At 68.7% G+C, this 14840-nt stretch carries 13 protein-coding genes and 1 tRNA gene; 7 read left to right on the forward strand and 7 right to left on the reverse strand.

The annotated features are described in order from the left end of the window. Positions 1-90 precede the first annotated feature (90 nt). On the forward strand, positions 91-1044 hold the full coding sequence (locus tag IU450_RS27320) for a phosphodiesterase (RefSeq protein ID WP_195152600.1): 954 nt from the start codon (positions 91-93) through the stop codon (positions 1042-1044). Here the strand turns inward: IU450_RS27320 and IU450_RS27325 are convergent. Continuing rightward, positions 992-2455 (reverse strand): stealth family protein, encoded by a 1464-nt coding sequence (locus IU450_RS27325; RefSeq protein WP_195152601.1) that lies wholly within the window; start codon positions 2453-2455, stop codon positions 992-994. The genes IU450_RS27320 and IU450_RS27325 overlap by 53 nt on opposite strands. A 506-nt stretch (positions 2456-2961) precedes the next feature. Between IU450_RS27325 and IU450_RS27330 the strand changes: the two genes are divergently transcribed. The 3 genes from IU450_RS27330 (at position 2962) to IU450_RS27340 (ending at position 4687) form a co-directional block, all read left to right on the forward strand. Beyond that, a complete protein-coding gene (locus IU450_RS27330; protein WP_195152602.1) occupies positions 2962-3417 on the forward strand; it encodes a flavodoxin domain-containing protein in 456 nt (151 codons plus the stop codon). A 142-nt stretch (positions 3418-3559) separates the two neighbouring features. Next, positions 3560-4045 (forward strand): hypothetical protein, encoded by a 486-nt coding sequence (locus tag IU450_RS27335; RefSeq protein ID WP_195152679.1) that lies wholly within the window; start codon positions 3560-3562, stop codon positions 4043-4045. A gap of 66 nt (positions 4046-4111) precedes the next feature. Next, entirely contained in the window at positions 4112-4687 is a 576-nt protein-coding gene (locus IU450_RS27340; protein ID WP_195152603.1) for a TerD family protein, read from the forward strand. Positions 4688-4748: 61 nt separating this feature from the next. Here IU450_RS27340 and IU450_RS27345 read toward each other — a convergent pair whose 3' ends face one another. The 6 genes from IU450_RS27345 to IU450_RS27370 form a co-directional block, all read right to left on the reverse strand. Continuing rightward, a complete protein-coding gene (locus tag IU450_RS27345) occupies positions 4749-5072 on the reverse strand; it encodes a hypothetical protein (protein ID WP_195152604.1) in 324 nt (107 codons plus the stop codon). A gap of 57 nt (positions 5073-5129) precedes the next feature. Further along, positions 5130-5771 (reverse strand): MazG family protein, encoded by a 642-nt coding sequence (locus IU450_RS27350; RefSeq protein WP_228835225.1) that lies wholly within the window; start codon positions 5769-5771, stop codon positions 5130-5132. 158 nt (positions 5772-5929) lie between these two features. After that, positions 5930-9541 (reverse strand): transcription-repair coupling factor, encoded by a 3612-nt coding sequence (gene mfd, locus IU450_RS27355; RefSeq protein ID WP_195152606.1) that lies wholly within the window; start codon positions 9539-9541, stop codon positions 5930-5932. Positions 9542-9766: 225 nt separating this feature from the next. Then, positions 9767-10060, reverse strand: coding sequence for a DUF1330 domain-containing protein (locus IU450_RS27360; RefSeq protein ID WP_195152607.1), 294 nt, complete (start codon positions 10058-10060; stop codon positions 9767-9769). Between the two features lie 259 nt (positions 10061-10319). Continuing rightward, positions 10320-10967 (reverse strand): TetR/AcrR family transcriptional regulator, encoded by a 648-nt coding sequence (locus IU450_RS27365; RefSeq protein WP_039800936.1) that lies wholly within the window; start codon positions 10965-10967, stop codon positions 10320-10322. Positions 10968-11148: 181 nt separating this feature from the next. Beyond that, complete coding sequence (locus tag IU450_RS27370; RefSeq protein ID WP_195152608.1) at positions 11149-11763, reverse strand: TetR/AcrR family transcriptional regulator; 615 nt, start codon at positions 11761-11763, stop codon at positions 11149-11151. A gap of 346 nt (positions 11764-12109) precedes the next feature. Between IU450_RS27370 and IU450_RS27375 the strand changes: the two genes are divergently transcribed. From IU450_RS27375 to IU450_RS27385, 3 genes are all read left to right on the forward strand, one after another. Continuing rightward, positions 12110-12180, forward strand: a tRNA-Gln gene (locus IU450_RS27375). 121 nt (positions 12181-12301) lie between these two features. Next, positions 12302-13792, forward strand: a complete 1491-nt coding sequence (glmU, locus tag IU450_RS27380) for a bifunctional UDP-N-acetylglucosamine diphosphorylase/glucosamine-1-phosphate N-acetyltransferase GlmU (protein ID WP_195152609.1) — start codon at positions 12302-12304, stop codon at positions 13790-13792. Next, positions 13789-14769: a ribose-phosphate diphosphokinase gene (locus IU450_RS27385; RefSeq protein WP_195152610.1), complete on the forward strand. Its 981-nt coding sequence runs from the start codon at positions 13789-13791 to the stop codon at positions 14767-14769. The genes glmU and IU450_RS27385 overlap by 4 nt, the downstream gene beginning before the upstream one ends. The last annotated feature ends 71 nt before the right edge of the window (positions 14770-14840 follow it).

Here is a 14840-nt window from a genome sequence, read left to right on the forward strand (position 1 = left end):
CAACCGTCGGGAAACCTGTCCGTAACCGACGCTATCGTGGCGACGGAGCCAAGCCAATGGCGGGCAAACCGCCAGGAGGGATTCGGTCCGGTGTCCATCACCAGAGTCGCGGAGTACCCGCGTCCGGATCACGTGTTGTTCCACTTCAGCGACACACATCTCATCGCAGGCGACGACCCCCTGTACGGCGACGTCGACGCCGACCTGCGGTTACGGCAACTGCTCGAGCAGGCCGCCGCGAGCCGGATCCGCCCGACCGCGATCGTGTTCACCGGCGACCTCACCGATCGAGGCGAGCCGGCCGCGTACGCCAAGCTGAAGGCGATCGTCGAGCCATTCGCGAGAAGTTTGCAGGCACCCATCGTCTGGGTCACCGGCAACCACGACGACCGCGCCGCCCTCCGCGCCCGCCTGCTCGGCGAGTACCCCACGACCTCCCCGCTGGACCGGGTGCACCTGATCGACGGGCTGCGCATCATCTCCTTGGACACCTCGGTTCCCGGACACCACCACGGGGAGATCTCCGACGCCCAGCTGGAGTGGCTGCGCTCGGTACTGGCCGAGCCCGCGCCCTTCGGCACCATCCTGGCCATGCACCATCCGCCGGTGCCCTGCGTGGTAGACCTCGCCGTCACCGTGGAACTGCGGGACCAGCGCAGGCTGGCCGACGTGCTGGACGGCAGCGACGTGCGCGCCATCCTCGCCGGGCACCTGCACTTCTCCACCAGCGCGACCTTCGCGGGCATCCCGGTCTCGGTGGCGTCGGCCACCTGCTACAGCCAGGATCTCGGCGTGGCGCAGGGCGGCCTGCGCGGCCAGGACGGCGCGCAGGCCTTCAACTACGTGCACGTCTACCCGGACACCGTGGTGCACTCCGTGGTGCCCATCGAGCGCGGCCGCACGGTCGGCGCTCCCGCTACGCCGGAGGAGGCGCAGCAGCGGCTCGCGGAGGAGGGCATCGTGATCCCGCCCGCCGCGCGCATCCCGCACGTCATGCGGCGCCCGGCGTCGACTCCGGAATCGGACGACGAGGCGGTCTACTGAGCCGCTCCCACGGCGCCGGATCCGGGTAGTACCCGGCCAGGAACTCCGAGACGATCCGCACCCGCTCGGACTCGGCGACCTCGGGGAAACTGCCGTCGTTGAGGCAGAAGAAGTCGACGTCGCGATGGCGCGCCAGCCCGTCCAGCAGGGCAAGGCCGTGGTCGCTGGTCGTATCGACGTATCGCACTCTCGCCGTCTCCTGCGGCACCGCTCGACCGGTCAGCAGGGCGTAGTAGTGATACAGCGAGTTGGTGACCGAGATGTCGGTGGCCGCCCGGAACCGGCTCGCGCTCGTGCGCGCGAAGTCCGCGGCGAATTCCTCCTCCATCTCCAGCAGCACGCTGCGCCGCAGCGGAGCGGGCGTGTGCTCGAGATGCCGGGTGATGACGTGACCGAAGCGGTCGGCCAGCAGCGCCCGGTTCACCCGCGCGGCGTTCTCGAAACCACTGCGCCGCTCATGGTTGCTTCCCGGGCCGATCCGGAGGTCCGCTTCGATGAACCGGCTCACCCCGCCCGGGGTGAAGAACATCGACGGGCGCACCGGCCGCGCGAAGAACATGTCGTCGTTGGAGTAGAGGAAGTGCTCGCTGAGCCCCTCGATGTGCTGCAACTGACATTCGACCGCGTGCGAATTGAACACCGGCAAACCGCTCACGTCGCGGAAGTGGTCCACCGCGCGCACCACGGTCACCTTCGGATGCGCGGTCAGCCAGTCCGGCGGCGTGGAGTCGGTCGCGATGAAGATCCGGCGGATCCACGGCGCGTTCTTGTGCACCGACCGCAGGGCGTACTTCAGCTCATCGATCTGCCGGATCCTGGCGTCCGCGTCGTCACCCTCTCCGACCACGACCTGGGCCAGCATGCCGGCGCGGCGGGCGCGGAACGCGGGGTCGGAGCCGTCCACCCAGGAGAACACCAGGTCGATGTCGAAACCGACGTCGCCGGTCTGCGGCGCGAACATGTCCACCAGGGTCGGCCAGGTTCGGTCGAACAGCCGCACCTGGGTGCGCTGGACGTCGGCGAGGTCGAAGACCGGGCGGGTCAGCGCGTTCGGGCGCGGGCAGGTCACGGTGTCGCCGTGGTACTCCCACAGTTCCAGCTCGACGTGATGCGCCGGATCGTGGTCGCGCCCGAGCCGGAATACGTTGTGCTGCAGTTCCACACAGGAGAATCCCGCCGACATCGCGGCGGCGGTCACCCGGCGCACCATCAGGCGATGCGCCGCGTCGGCCGCGAGCACGAGCCGGTGGCCGCTGTCGCGCACGAGCAGGAACGGCACCTCCGCCGCCGCCAGTTCCGCGCGCAGGTACCCGAGATCCTCGATCATCGCCGCGGACACGGCGAGATTGCTCGCCACGTGCCGCGTCACCATTTCCACCGCCCCCGAATTCACTGCTCCCCTGTCCACCATCACTGTCTCCACATCCGTCTGTCCGCCGGTTTCCGATTGCATCCGGGGCACCGCGCCGAGCCGTGGTTCCGCCGATGCGGAGGCATCGACAGAGATGACCGCGCCCGGCGCGGTGACATTCAGAAATGGGGAAGGGTGCCGAAGCGGGGGTGCGAATTGATCACCTGGCATGCAGACGACTGGTGGACCATTTCGTTTTCACCTCACTCACGGCCGGACGCGCGAAGCGTCGTGGATGGAAGCGCTGTACTCGTGCGGGGACTCGAAGGGCACGGGCGGCAGCCGCGGAGCCGGACAGTCATCGGCCGGCGGAAAGTGGTCTGCCCAGAAAATACCGGGCACCTCTACGAATGATGCAACGCGCTGGAGATTCCGTCAATCGGCGCTGCTGAACTGGCCGTGCCCGTGCGCTGCCGCTGACCGCGTGCGGACAGGCGCGACGTGGCACACCGCAGGCTACTTAGTTAGGGTAGGCTCACCATATTGACTGGAGAAAGGTTGTGCCGGTGCGTGTCATCATCCTGTTCGGAACCGAGATGGGCACCGCGGAGTCCGCGGCGGACAGCATCGCCGGAGAACTCCACGGGGCGCACGACGTCTCGGTGCACGACATGACGGACTTCGACATCGCGGATCTGGACCCGCGCCACTTCCACGTCGTCGTGTGCTCGACCTACGGCGACGGCGACCTGCCGACCGGCGCCGAACCCTTCTACGAGGCGCTCGACCGGCACCGCCCGGATCTGCGCGGCCTGCGGTTCGCCGTGTTCGGGCTCGGCGACACCGTCTACGGCGACACGTTCAATCGCGGCGGCGAGATCATCGCCGAGAAACTCGTCGAGTGCGGCGCCACCCAGGTCGGCGAGCACGCGCGGCACGACGCGTCGACGGAGATCCGCGCCAGGGACCTGGCTGCGCAGTGGGCCGCCACGCTCGACATTCCCGCGCTGGTCTCGGCCTGACCGTCGCCGGGGGCGGGGCGGGGATCACGCGATAGCGGTCCGGACAAAGTGCACAGCGCCAGCGGACAAGTGGCGCAGCACCTTAGACTGCTATCAAGCGCGGCACAGCCCGCCGCGCTCGACGATCCATGAGGTGACGAAGATGGCAGCCGGAGCGAGCCCCGCCCAACGTCAGCACAACTCGACAGATCATCCCGAGCTGGACGTGCTCCCGGAATGGCCCCTGGAGACGATCGGCGTGCTGGTGACGACCGACCCCGCGCCGCACGCGATTCCGGTGTCCTGGCCGGTGCGCGCCGGCGATCGGCGAATCCTGCTCAGCCTGAAGTACGATCGCGGGTCACTGGCCCGGCTGCGTGAGCATCCCGAAGTGGCGCTGCTGATCCTCGGCGGCGGCAACGTGGCGATGTGCGCCCGGGGCACCGCGCATGTGGTCGCCGAGCAGATGCCCGGCGCCGACGACTACGTCGCGGTCCGCATCGACGTCGACGTGATCGATGACCACCGCCAGTCGGCCTTCGCCGTCGTGCAAGGCATTCAGCGCACCGTGCTCGACGACGAGAGCGAGCTGCGCGCGCTGAAGGACCGGGTCAGCACCTTGAAAACCTGGGCAGACCACCAGAACTGAATCGGCCCGGCGGCCCCGGGCAGCAAGGAAGAAGGCGGCACCGTCCGTGCCGCGCGGAAGGGGATCATGAGCGTCACTCTGGCCAAAGGCGGCAACGTTTCGCTGTCGAAGCAGGCGGCGAATCTCACCAAGGTAGCGGTGGGACTCGGCTGGGACGTGCGCACCACCACCGGCGCCGACTATGATCTCGACGCCAGCGCGCTCGCCTGCGGGTCGAATCTGAAAGTGCTGTCCGATCAGCACTTCATCTTCTACAACAACCTGCGCTCTCCCGACGGATCCATCGAGCACACCGGCGACAATCTCACCGGGGCGGGCGAAGGCGACGACGAGGTGATCAATGTCGACCTCACGGCCACGCCGCCGAACATCACCAACATCTTCTTCCCGGTGTCCATTCACGACGCCGACGCTCGCGGCCAGTCGTTCGGTCAGATCCGCAACGCCTTCATCCGCGTCGTCGACGCGGGCACCGGCGTCGAACTGGCTCGCTACGACCTCACCGAGGACGCGTCCACCGAAACGGCCATGATCTTCGGCGAGCTGTACCGCCACAACAACGAATGGAAGTTCCGCGCCATCGGCCAGGGCTACGCCTCCGGTCTGGCGGGAATCGCCCGCGACTACGGCGTGAACATCTGACTCCTCCTCGACCACGGCCGGTCGATGTGGAACACCACACGACCTGCCCGGCCGACCACATTCAGCCGCAGCAGACCGGGTCGTCGCAGGGGTCTCCCACTTCGCTGCCGTATGCCGTGAAGGCCTGGATGGGCGCCACGGCTTGCTCGGCGATGCGGGGGTCCAGCGACGGTGCGGAGCGGTCACTCGGGCGGCCCCAAGTCGGCGGCGTGTCGTCGAGGTCGAAACGACGGGCGCCGTCGACGAAGAGTGTCCAGAGCGGATGATCCGGGAAGCCGTTGATCCGCAGGACCCACCACTGGTCGTCCACGAGGGCGGCGACGGGAAACCGGCCGATCCCGGTCCGTTGCCACTGCGGTCGCGCGTGGAGTTCGGGGTAGGGCATCGTCCCAGTCTCCCTGATCCAGCCGTCACGTGGCGGCCGCATACCCCGGCCTTCAGCCTACTCACATCCTTCCGGCCAGAAGGCGCGCCAATCCTCGGCTGTGAGGGGTAGGCGTTCACCGCGGTCCTTTTCCGCCGCGTCCTCCGCCGCGCGGATAGCGGCGGCGAACCTCAGCGTCGCTTTGCGGAGATTTTCTTCGGCGCTTTCCGGCCCGCCGAGGCGCACGACGCGGAGAGCCTCGGGCACGAGATCGGACGGCAGGCCCGCCTTCGTGCTGCGGGAGACGATCTTCTCGGCGAGAGCCAGGGCGGGCTGGGCCATGGCGATGCCGTCCAGGCAGGAGCGGCGGGACTTCTCGGCGGATTTGCGTTCTTCCCAGGCGCGTTCCTGCGCGGCGATCTTCTCCGCCACCGACGCGGACGGATCGATCGCGGAGCCCGCCAGGTGCGGGCTGCGGTTGACCAGCTTCGCGACGAGAGCGGCGGCGACATCGTCCACGGTGAATTCGCCTGCGGCCTGGGCAATCCGGGAATGGAAGAGCACTTGCAGCAGCAGGTCGCCGAGTTCCTCCTTGATCGTCTCGGCATCGCTGTGCTGGATGGCGTCGAGCAACTCGTAGGTTTCCTCGAGCAGGTAAGGTCGCAGCGAATCGTGGGTCTGGGTGACCTCCCAGCCCCCGAAGTGCCAGAGACGGTCCATGACCTCGACCGCCCCGGCCAAACCGGCCGCGACCACCGCCGTGTCCGTGCGCGGGATCGCGTCGCCGTTCGGCGCGGCGCGATTCACGCCGTCGGCCCTGCGTTCGGCGGCACGGTGACGGGCAGCCCGCAGGACGGACTCGTCGCGATCGGCCGAACTCATCGGGGAGCCATCTCGGCGGCGACGGTGAGATCCACCGCGCCCTGTGCCTTCCCGTCCAGCGCCAGCAGCAGATCGGCCACGAACTGCAGCAGCACCACATCGCGGACGCGCTCGGCTCCGACGCTGTCCTCCACGCGGGGCAACGGAAGCTGCACCACCCCGGAGGCGGCGCGGTATCCCGCGCTGGGGTAGAGCCGCTTGAGGCGCAGCTGCTTGGAATCCGGCAGATGCAGCGGCGAAATCTTCAAAGTTGTTCCGGTGACCGCGATTTCGGTCACCTCGTACTCGCGGGCGAGCAGCCGCAGCTTGGCCACCGACACCAGCCGCCCGACCTCGACCGGCAGCGGCCCGTAACGGTCGACGAGCTCGTCCACGACCAGCGCCAGCGCCGAATCGTCTTGCGCGGCAGCCAGTTTGCGGTACGCCTCCAGGCGGAGCCGGTCACTGGCGATGTAGTCCGGCGGGATGTGCGCGTCGACGGGCAGGTCGATGCGCACCTCCTTGACTTCCTCCGTGATGATCGGCTTGCCGTCGGCCGCGGCGCGGTAGGCCTCGACCGCCTCGCCGACCAGGCGCACGTAGAGATCGAACCCGACCCCTGCGACGTGCCCGGACTGTTCGGCGCCGAGCACGTTGCCCGCGCCGCGGATCTCCAGGTCCTTCATCGCGACCGCCATGCCCGCGCCGAGATCGGAGTTCTGCGAGATGGTGGCCAGCCGGTCGTAGGCCGTCTCGGTGAGCGGCTTCTCCGGCGGGTACAGGAAGTAGGCGTAGCCGCGTTCCCTGGAGCGCCCGACCCGGCCACGCAGCTGGTGCAGCTGTGAGAGCCCGAGCGCGTCGGCGCGTTCCACGATCAGCGTGTTGGCGTTGGAGATGTCCAGACCGGTCTCGATGATCGTGGTGCACACCAGCACGTCGTATTCGCGCTGCCAGAAGCCCTGCACGGTGGACTCCAGCGCGTCCTCGTTCATCTGGCCGTGCGCGACCACCACCCGCGCCTCCGGCACCAGATCGCGAATCCGCTTGGCCGCCTTGTCGATCGACGCCACCCGGTTGTGCACGTAGAAGACCTGGCCGTCGCGCAGCAACTCGCGCCGGATCGCGGCGGTGACCTGCTTGTCGTTGTAGGCGCCCACGTAGGTGAGCACCGGGTGGCGTTCCTCCGGCGGGGTGAGGATGGTCGACATCTCGCGGATACCGGCCAGGCTCATCTCCAGGGTGCGCGGGATCGGGGTCGCCGACATGGTGAGCACGTCGACGTGCGTGCGCAGCGCCTTGATGTGCTCCTTGTGCTCCACACCGAACCGCTGCTCCTCGTCGACCACCACGAGACCGAGGTCCTTCCAGCGCACACCGGTCTGCAGCAGCCGGTGCGTGCCGACCACGATGTCCACGCCGCCGTCGGCCATGCCCTCCAGCACGGCGCGCGCCTCGGCCGGATCGGTGAAGCGGGACAGACCCTTCACGGTGATCGGGAAGCCCGCGACACGCTCGGTGAAGGTCTGCAGGTGCTGCTGCGCGAGCAGCGTGGTCGGCACCAGCACCACGACTTGCTTGCCGTCCTGCACGGCCTTGAACGCCGCCCGCACCGCGATCTCGGTCTTGCCGTAGCCGACGTCGCCGCAGACGACGCGGTCCATCGGGACCGGCTTCTCCATGTCCGCCTTCACCTCGGCGATGGCGGTCATCTGGTCGACGGTCTCGGTGAACGCGAACGCGTCCTCCATTTCCTGCTGCCACGGCGTGTCCGGCGCGAAGGCGTGGCCCGGCGCGGCCTGGCGCGCGGCGTACAGCTGCACGAGCTCGCCCGCGATCTCGCGAACCGCCTTGCGCGCCTTGCGTTTGGTGTTGGCCCAGTCCGAGCCGCCGAGCTTGGACAGGCTGGGCATCTCACCGCCGACGTAGCGGGAGAGCTGGTCGAGCGACTCCATCGGCACGAACAGCCGGTCGCCTGGCTGGCCGCGCTTGCCCGGCGCGTACTCGATCACCAGGTACTCGCGCCGGGCGCCGCCCACGGTGCGCTCGATCATCTCGACGAACTTGCCGATGCCGTGCTGGTCGTGCACCACCATGTCGCCCGCGCTCAACGCGAGCGGGTCGACCTGGTTGCGGCGCTTGGCCGGCATCCGCTTGCCCTCGCCGGGCGCGGTGACCCGGTTGCCGGTGAGGTCGGACTCGGCGACGACCACCAGGCCGGCGTCCTCGAACACCAGCCCGTCGTGCAGCGAACCGCACAGCACGCCGACCACGCCCTCGTTCGGCTCGGCCCCCTGCTCCAGCGCCGCGGCGGGCACGTCCGCGTCCGCCAGCCGCTCCAGGATGCGCTGCGCCGTGCCGTGACCTGCGACGACCACGGCGGCCCTGCCGCCGGTGATGACGTGGGCGCGCAGCGAGGCGAACAGGGTCGCCACCAGCTCGTCCGAGCCGCGGGCGGCCGGACCGGGCAGCACCGGCAGCGCGACCTCGGACGCATCGCCGGAGGCGAGCGGGCTCAGCGTCCACCAGGGCAGACCCTGCTCAGCGGCGCTGGCCTGGACCTCGGGCAGCGGGCGGTAGGCCGAGGCGGCCAAGTCGAGTCCGTGCCCGCCGAGCGGCGCGGCGCCGCCGAAGGACGCCGCGGTCCAGGAGGCCTCCAGGAATTCCTCGCCGGTGCGCACCAGGTCGGCGGCGCGGGTGCGGATCTTCTCCGGATCGCACAGCAGCACGTGGGTGCCCTCCGGCAGCACCTCGGTGAGCAGGCGCAGTTGCCCGGGCCGCAGCACCGGCAACAGCGCCTCCATGCCCTCGACCGGGATACCCTGCGCCAGTTTCTCCAGCATCTCCACCAGCGCCGCGTCGGCCGCGTTGGCGGCGGCGACCTCGGCCGCCCGATCGCGCACATCCGGGGTGAGCAGCAGTTCCCGGCACGGCGGCGCGACCACCAGGTCCACCGTCACCTCGGGCAGGGAGCGCTGGTCGGCGACGGCGAACGCCCGCAGCTCGGTAACCTCGTCGCCCCAGAACTCCACCCGCACCGGATGGTCGGCGGTGGGCGGGAACACGTCCAGGATGCCGCCACGCACCGCGAATTCGCCGCGCTTGCCCACCATGTCGACCCGGGTGTAGGCGAATTCGACCAGCCGCGTGAGCATTTCGTCGAAGTCCAGCTCGGCGCCGACCCGCAGCACGATCGGCTCGATGTCGCCGAGCCCGTCCGCCATCGGCTGCATCAGCGACCGGACGGTGGTGACCACCACGCGCAACGGCGCGGGGAAATACGGGTCGGCGGGGTGCGCGATCCGGCGCAGCACCTCCAGCCTGCGCCCCACCGTGTCGGCGCCCGGTGAGAGCCGCTCGTGCGGCAGCGTCTCCCAGGACGGGAACTGCGCGACCGTGGGGCCGAGCATCTCCTCCAGCTCGACGGTCAGATCGTCGGCCTCCCGCCCCGTCGCCGTCACCACCACCAGCGGCCGCGCGGCCGCCACTCGCGCCGCGACGAACGGGCGCACCGCCGAGGGCGCGACCAACTCGACCGACGAGGTGCCGATCAGCTCCGCGACGGTCCGTAGCGAGGTATCGGCACCGGCCGCGGCGGCCAGTCCCGCCAACGGCGGGCGGTGGGTGGACATCGACAACTCCTGAGCGCAGGCGAGACGGTTCGAGCGGCCAACCGAGTCTAGTTAAGCGGGTGTCCCGTTTTTGCAGCGCCTGCGGCGACGCGTGTTCGAGACCGCCTTCGCCGTGCGCAGGCGCGACCGCCGTCGGGCGTCTCGGTCTCGAACGCGACGATTACCTGGATTCGCTCCGGCCTGGCTGATCAGGAGAACCGGGATAGAGCGCGAACCGCGGAGCGTCTAGCCCTGGACGCCGTCCGCGAAGACCATTCGCACCTCGACCCCGGACTTACGCACCTCTCGCGCCTTCAGGTACTCCGGGGAGTCGTACCACGTCCGGACCCGATCCAGATCGGGGAACTCGAGGACCACAGCGCGCCGGCCCGCAGGCCAAGCCCCCTCGATCGCCTCCGGCACGGTAGCGACGAGGTAACGCCCGCCGTACTGCCGGATCGACGGCTCCGCCAGCCGCCAGTACTCCAATCCGACTTCCTCGTCCGACACTTCGGCTTCGACGATGACGTAAGCGGGCATGCGCAACTCCGGTAGGACGAGCGAATCGAACCCGAACCACCCTAGCGTCGCGATCGCCACGTCCGCCTATGACCGCAACCACTCCCACCGACCGGCCCGACCACCGGTTTCGAGCGAAGCAAGACCGAGCATCGTCCGTTCCCGGCCCGGCTCGCGTCCGAGCGGCCGCCGCGTCCGCGACGAAGTCGCCAGCGGCGGTCGCTCGGACGCGAGCCACAAGAGGGCCGCGAACACCCAGCGCCGCAGGCGCTGGAAAAAATTACGGCACGTAGCGCCGCAGCCGTCTGGCCGCGAATTCCCGGAAGTACGAGAGCTTTTCCGCCGGGACGAGGGCCGGGAGCAGGAAGTACCAGGCGCGCTCCATCCGGACCGCCATCTGGTCGATGGATTCGGTGCCGACGGCGATGATGTGCACGCCCGCGGCCATCTCCTGCCACAGCAGGCCGATGACCTCCGCGTCCAGGTCGGCGATCAGGTCGCCCTGGGCGATGGCTCGCTCGGCGAGCAGGCGGTAGGTGTCGCCCCAGTTCTTGGCGATGTTGTCGCCCTGGGCGCCGCGGTAGTCGCCGATCTGGTGGGTCAGCTTCAGCATGGCGCCGACCATCGGGTCGTTCATCGATAGATCGGCGACGACGTAGGTGATGCCGATGCACGCTTCCAGCGCGGGCACCCGGGGATCGAAGAAGCCCTGACACGAACTGGTCAGTCGCTCGTTGCCCTGGTCGACCACGGCGCGCGCCAGTTCTTCCTTCGAGCCGAAGTGAAAGTACAAGGCGCCCTTGGTCACATTGGACTGCGCGATGATCTCGCTCAGGCTCGCATTCGCATATCCCAAGCGCAGAAAGACATCGGCAGCGCCCGCCAGGACGGAATCGCGGGTGATCTCCGCGCGCGCTTGCCTAGCCATCAGATCCGCCTGTCATCCCAAAACCAGCCATCCTGAAGTAGACCGACATCTCGAAGTTGACCGACTTACCGCCCGAACAGCACCCAAAGGATGGGTGAACCGTACCACCAGGCGCGCGCCCGGCAGCCAATTCGAGCATTCGGCCAGACCTGCCGCGCAATTTGCTAGTTAACAATCCGGGTCACTCACCGGCGCCTGCGCGCCACTCCGAGCTCAGTTGCGGATCGGCTTCGAGATGGCTCAGCCCGTTCCAGCACAGGTTCACCAAGTGTGCCGCCACAACCTCTTTCGACGGTTTGCGCTCGTCCAGCCACCAGGTCGCTGCCGTGGCGACCTGTCCGACGAGCGCCTGGGCGTAGAGGGTGGACAGGCTGGTGTCGAATCCCCTGCGTTCGAAATCTGTGGCCAGGATGTGCGCCACCTGATTGGTCGCCTCGTTGAGCAAACTGGAATACCTGCCCTCGGCGGCGGCAGCGGGCTGATCGCGCACCAGAATTCGAAACCCGTCGGTTCGTTCTTCGATGTAGGTCAGCAGCGCCAACGCGACCTGTTCGAGCCGGATCCGCGATCGGTTCTGGGTGAGCGAGGAGGTGATCATGTCCAGCAGCATCGACATCTCGCGGTCGACGACGACCGCGTACAGCCCCTCCTTGCCGCCGAAGTGTTCGTACACCACGGGTTTGGAGACTTGGGCGCGCTGCGCGATCTCCTCGATGGAGGTCGCGTCGTAGCCGCGTTCGGCGAACAGCGCGCGCCCGATCTCGATCAGCTGCTGACGCCGCTGGGTGCCGGTCATACGCGGCCGGGACACTCGATGTGACTCACCCGAAGACACTGACACTCCTCCGCCTCTCCGCGTTCTCGCCGACCCGAGTGCATCGACGGTCCACCGTCCGGCCCGCCGATCGCCTGCCCGGCACAGCCGTGGGCGCGCCCGGCGAGTACTCATGTGCGTGCGAGACGGCGTCGCATCGGGGTTCCGACGCAGGACGCCGACGTTCGCATACCACTGTTCCAGACAGCTCGGCGGCGCGACCGCTCGACCCTCCGCCCAACAATTCGCGGGGAGGCGGCCGAGTATGCGAGGATTCATCTCGTGCCATGGCACAGCGGCGGGGGTTCGCCAACCGCCGGTGTGGCAATCCGCCGTGGTGTAATGGCAGCACATCTGATTTTGGTTCAGAGAGTTCAGGTTCGAGTCCTGGCGGCGGAGCTCGAGAGCACGATGACTATCGTTGGCCCGCACATCGCTGACCAAGCACGACGCTGACCAAGCACAACGCTGACCAAGCACAACGCTGACCCGCACGATGACAGGCAGCCGAGGGAGATCCATGCCACAGCAGACCGCCGTCGTCGTTCTCGCAGCTGGTGCCGGGACGCGAATGCGGTCGAAGACCCCCAAGGTACTGCATTCGCTGGCCGGTCGGAGCATGCTCGCGCACGCGCTGCATGCGGCGAACGAGATCGACCCCGCGTACCTCATCACCGTGGTGGGGCACGACCGCGAGCAAGTCGGCGCCGCGGTGACCGCGGTCGCCGACGACCTGGGCCGGGAGATCACCCCGGCGCTCCAGGAACAGCAGCTCGGCACCGGGCACGCGGTGCAGTGCGCGCTGGACGCCCTGCCGGTCGGATTCACCGGCGACGTGCTGGTCACCTCCGCCGACGTGCCGCTGCTGGACGGGCACACCCTGGCCGCGCTGCTCGACGAGCACCGCAGCTACGCCGAACGCCCCGCGGTCACCGTGCTGACCTTCGTGCCGGAGGACCCGAACGGTTACGGCCGCATCGTGCGCGACGCCGATGGCCAGCTGGCCGAGATCGTCGAGCACGCCGACGCCACCCCGGAGCAGACCGCGATCACCGAGGTGAACTCCGGTGTGTACGCGTTCGACGCCGCGGTGCTGCGCACCATGATCAGCAGGCTGTCCACCGCCAACGCCCAGCACGAGCTGTACCTCACCGACGTGCTGCGCCTGGCCCGCGAGGCCGGTCACCCGGTGCACGGCGCACGGCTGGTCGACGCGGCCAAGGTCACCGGCGTCAACGACCGGGTGCAGCTGGCCGCGGCGGCGCGCACGCTCAACCGCTACATCCTGGAACGCCATATGCGCGCGGGCGTCACCATCATGGATCCCGCCTCCACCTGGGTGGACGCCGGCGTGCGCATCGGAAGGGACGCGGTGCTGCGGCCCGGCGTACAACTGCTCGGCAACACGATCCTCGGCGAGGACGCCGAGGTCGGCCCGGACAGCACGCTCACCGATGTGGTCGTCGGCGACGGCGCGAAGGTGATCCGCACCCACGGCGAGGGCGCGACCATCGGCCCGAAGGCGACCATCGGCCCGTTCAGCTACCTGCGTCCCGGCACCGTCGTGGGCGACGAGGGCAAGCTCGGCGCTTTCGTCGAGACCAAGAACGCCTCGATCGGCGCGCATTCGAAGGTGCCGCACCTCACCTACGTCGGCGACGCCACCATCGGCGAGCACAGCAACATCGGTGCGTCCAGTGTCTTCGTCAACTACGACGGCGTGACCAAGCACCACACCGTCGTCGGCTCGCACGTGCGCACCGGTAGCGACACCATGTTCGTCGCGCCGGTGACGGTGGGTGACGGAGCGTATACGGCGGCGGGTACTGTACTGCGCAGAAACGTTCCGCCCGGAGCTCTCGCGGTCTCCGGTGGTCCGCAGAAGAACATCGAGGGCTGGGTGCAGCGACACCGTCCAGGGACGGACGCGGCCCGCGCGGCGGCGGAAGCCATCGCGGCCAAGGAGATGTCGGGTCAGGCAATAGAGCAAAAGGATGGCAATCAGCAGTGACCGCGTCATGGATCGACAACCAGAAGAACCTGATGCTCTTCTCGGGACGCGCCCATCCTGAGCTGGCCGAACAGGTCGCCAAGGAACTCGACGTCCACGTCACGCCGCAGATCGCACGGGACTTCGCCAACGGCGAGATCTTCGTCCGGTTCGAGGAGTCGGTCCGCGGCTCCGACGCCTTCGTCCTGCAGAGCTTCCCCGCGCCGCTGAACCAGTGGCTGATGGAGCAGCTCATCATGATCGACGCGCTCAAGCGCGGCTCGGCCAAGCGGATCACCGCGGTGCTGCCCTTCTACCCCTACGCGCGCCAGGACAAGAAGCACCGCGGCCGCGAGCCCATCTCGGCCCGTCTGGTCGCGGACCTGCTGAAGACCGCGGGCGCGGACCGGATCATCACCGTCGACCTGCACACCGACCAGATCCAGGGCTTCTTCGACGGCCCGGTCGATCACATGCACGCCCAGGTGCAGCTCGCGGAGTACATCCGCACCAACTACAGCCTCGAGCACATCACCGTCGTCTCCCCCGACTCGGGCCGCGTGCGCGTCGCCGAGAAGTGGGCCGACTCGCTGGGCGGCTCGCCGCTGGCCTTCATCCACAAGACCCGCGACCCGCTGGTGCCCAACCAGGTGAAATCCAACCGCGTGGTCGGTGAGGTCGAGGGCCGCACCTGCATCCTGATCGACGACATGATCGACACCGGCGGCACCATCGCGGGCGCGGTCAAGGTGCTCAAGGCGGCCGGCGCCGGTGACGTGGTCATCGCCGCGACCCACGGCGTGCTGAGCCCGCCCGCCGCCGAGCGCCTCGCCAGTTGCGGCGCCAAGGAGGTCGTGGTGACCAACACCCTCCCGCTGTCGGAGGACAAGAAGTTCCCGCAGCTGACCGTGCTGTCCATCGCGCCGCTGCTGGCCCGCACCATTCGCGAGGTCTTCGAGAACGGCTCGGTCACCGGCCTTTTCAACGGAAACGCGTAGCGCGCTCGCTGTTTCGCCTCCCCGCCCCTTCAGGCCGTACAAGTAGGGTGGCGCAAAAGTCGCGTTCAGGT

It is taken from the genome of Nocardia abscessus, assembly GCF_015477775.1.
Lineage (GTDB): Bacteria > Actinomycetota > Actinomycetes > Mycobacteriales > Mycobacteriaceae > Nocardia > Nocardia abscessus_A.

What these genes read in the sequence shown, in the direction of transcription:
- IU450_RS27365 (WP_039800936.1), bottom strand. Translation starts at nt 10,967, where the DNA reads ATGGCTAGGCAAGCGCGCGCGGAGATCACCCGCGATTCCGTCCTGGCG.
- IU450_RS27345 (WP_195152604.1), bottom strand. Translation starts at nt 5,072, where the DNA reads ATGCCCTACCCCGAACTCCACGCGCGACCGCAGTGGCAACGGACCGGG.
- glmU (WP_195152609.1), top strand. Translation starts at nt 12,302, where the DNA reads ATGCCACAGCAGACCGCCGTCGTCGTTCTCGCAGCTGGTGCCGGGACG.
- IU450_RS27360 (WP_195152607.1), bottom strand. Translation starts at nt 10,060, where the DNA reads ATGCCCGCTTACGTCATCGTCGAAGCCGAAGTGTCGGACGAGGAAGTC.
- IU450_RS27325 (WP_195152601.1), bottom strand. Translation starts at nt 2,455, where the DNA reads ATGGTGGACAGGGGAGCAGTGAATTCGGGGGCGGTGGAAATGGTGACG.
- IU450_RS27340 (WP_195152603.1), top strand. Translation starts at nt 4,112, where the DNA reads ATGAGCGTCACTCTGGCCAAAGGCGGCAACGTTTCGCTGTCGAAGCAG.
- IU450_RS27335 (WP_195152679.1), top strand. Translation starts at nt 3,560, where the DNA reads ATGGCAGCCGGAGCGAGCCCCGCCCAACGTCAGCACAACTCGACAGAT.
- IU450_RS27370 (WP_195152608.1), bottom strand. Translation starts at nt 11,763, where the DNA reads ATGACCGGCACCCAGCGGCGTCAGCAGCTGATCGAGATCGGGCGCGCG.
- IU450_RS27350 (WP_228835225.1), bottom strand. Translation starts at nt 5,771, where the DNA reads ATGGACCGTCTCTGGCACTTCGGGGGCTGGGAGGTCACCCAGACCCAC.
- mfd (WP_195152606.1), bottom strand. Translation starts at nt 9,541, where the DNA reads ATGTCCACCCACCGCCCGCCGTTGGCGGGACTGGCCGCCGCGGCCGGT.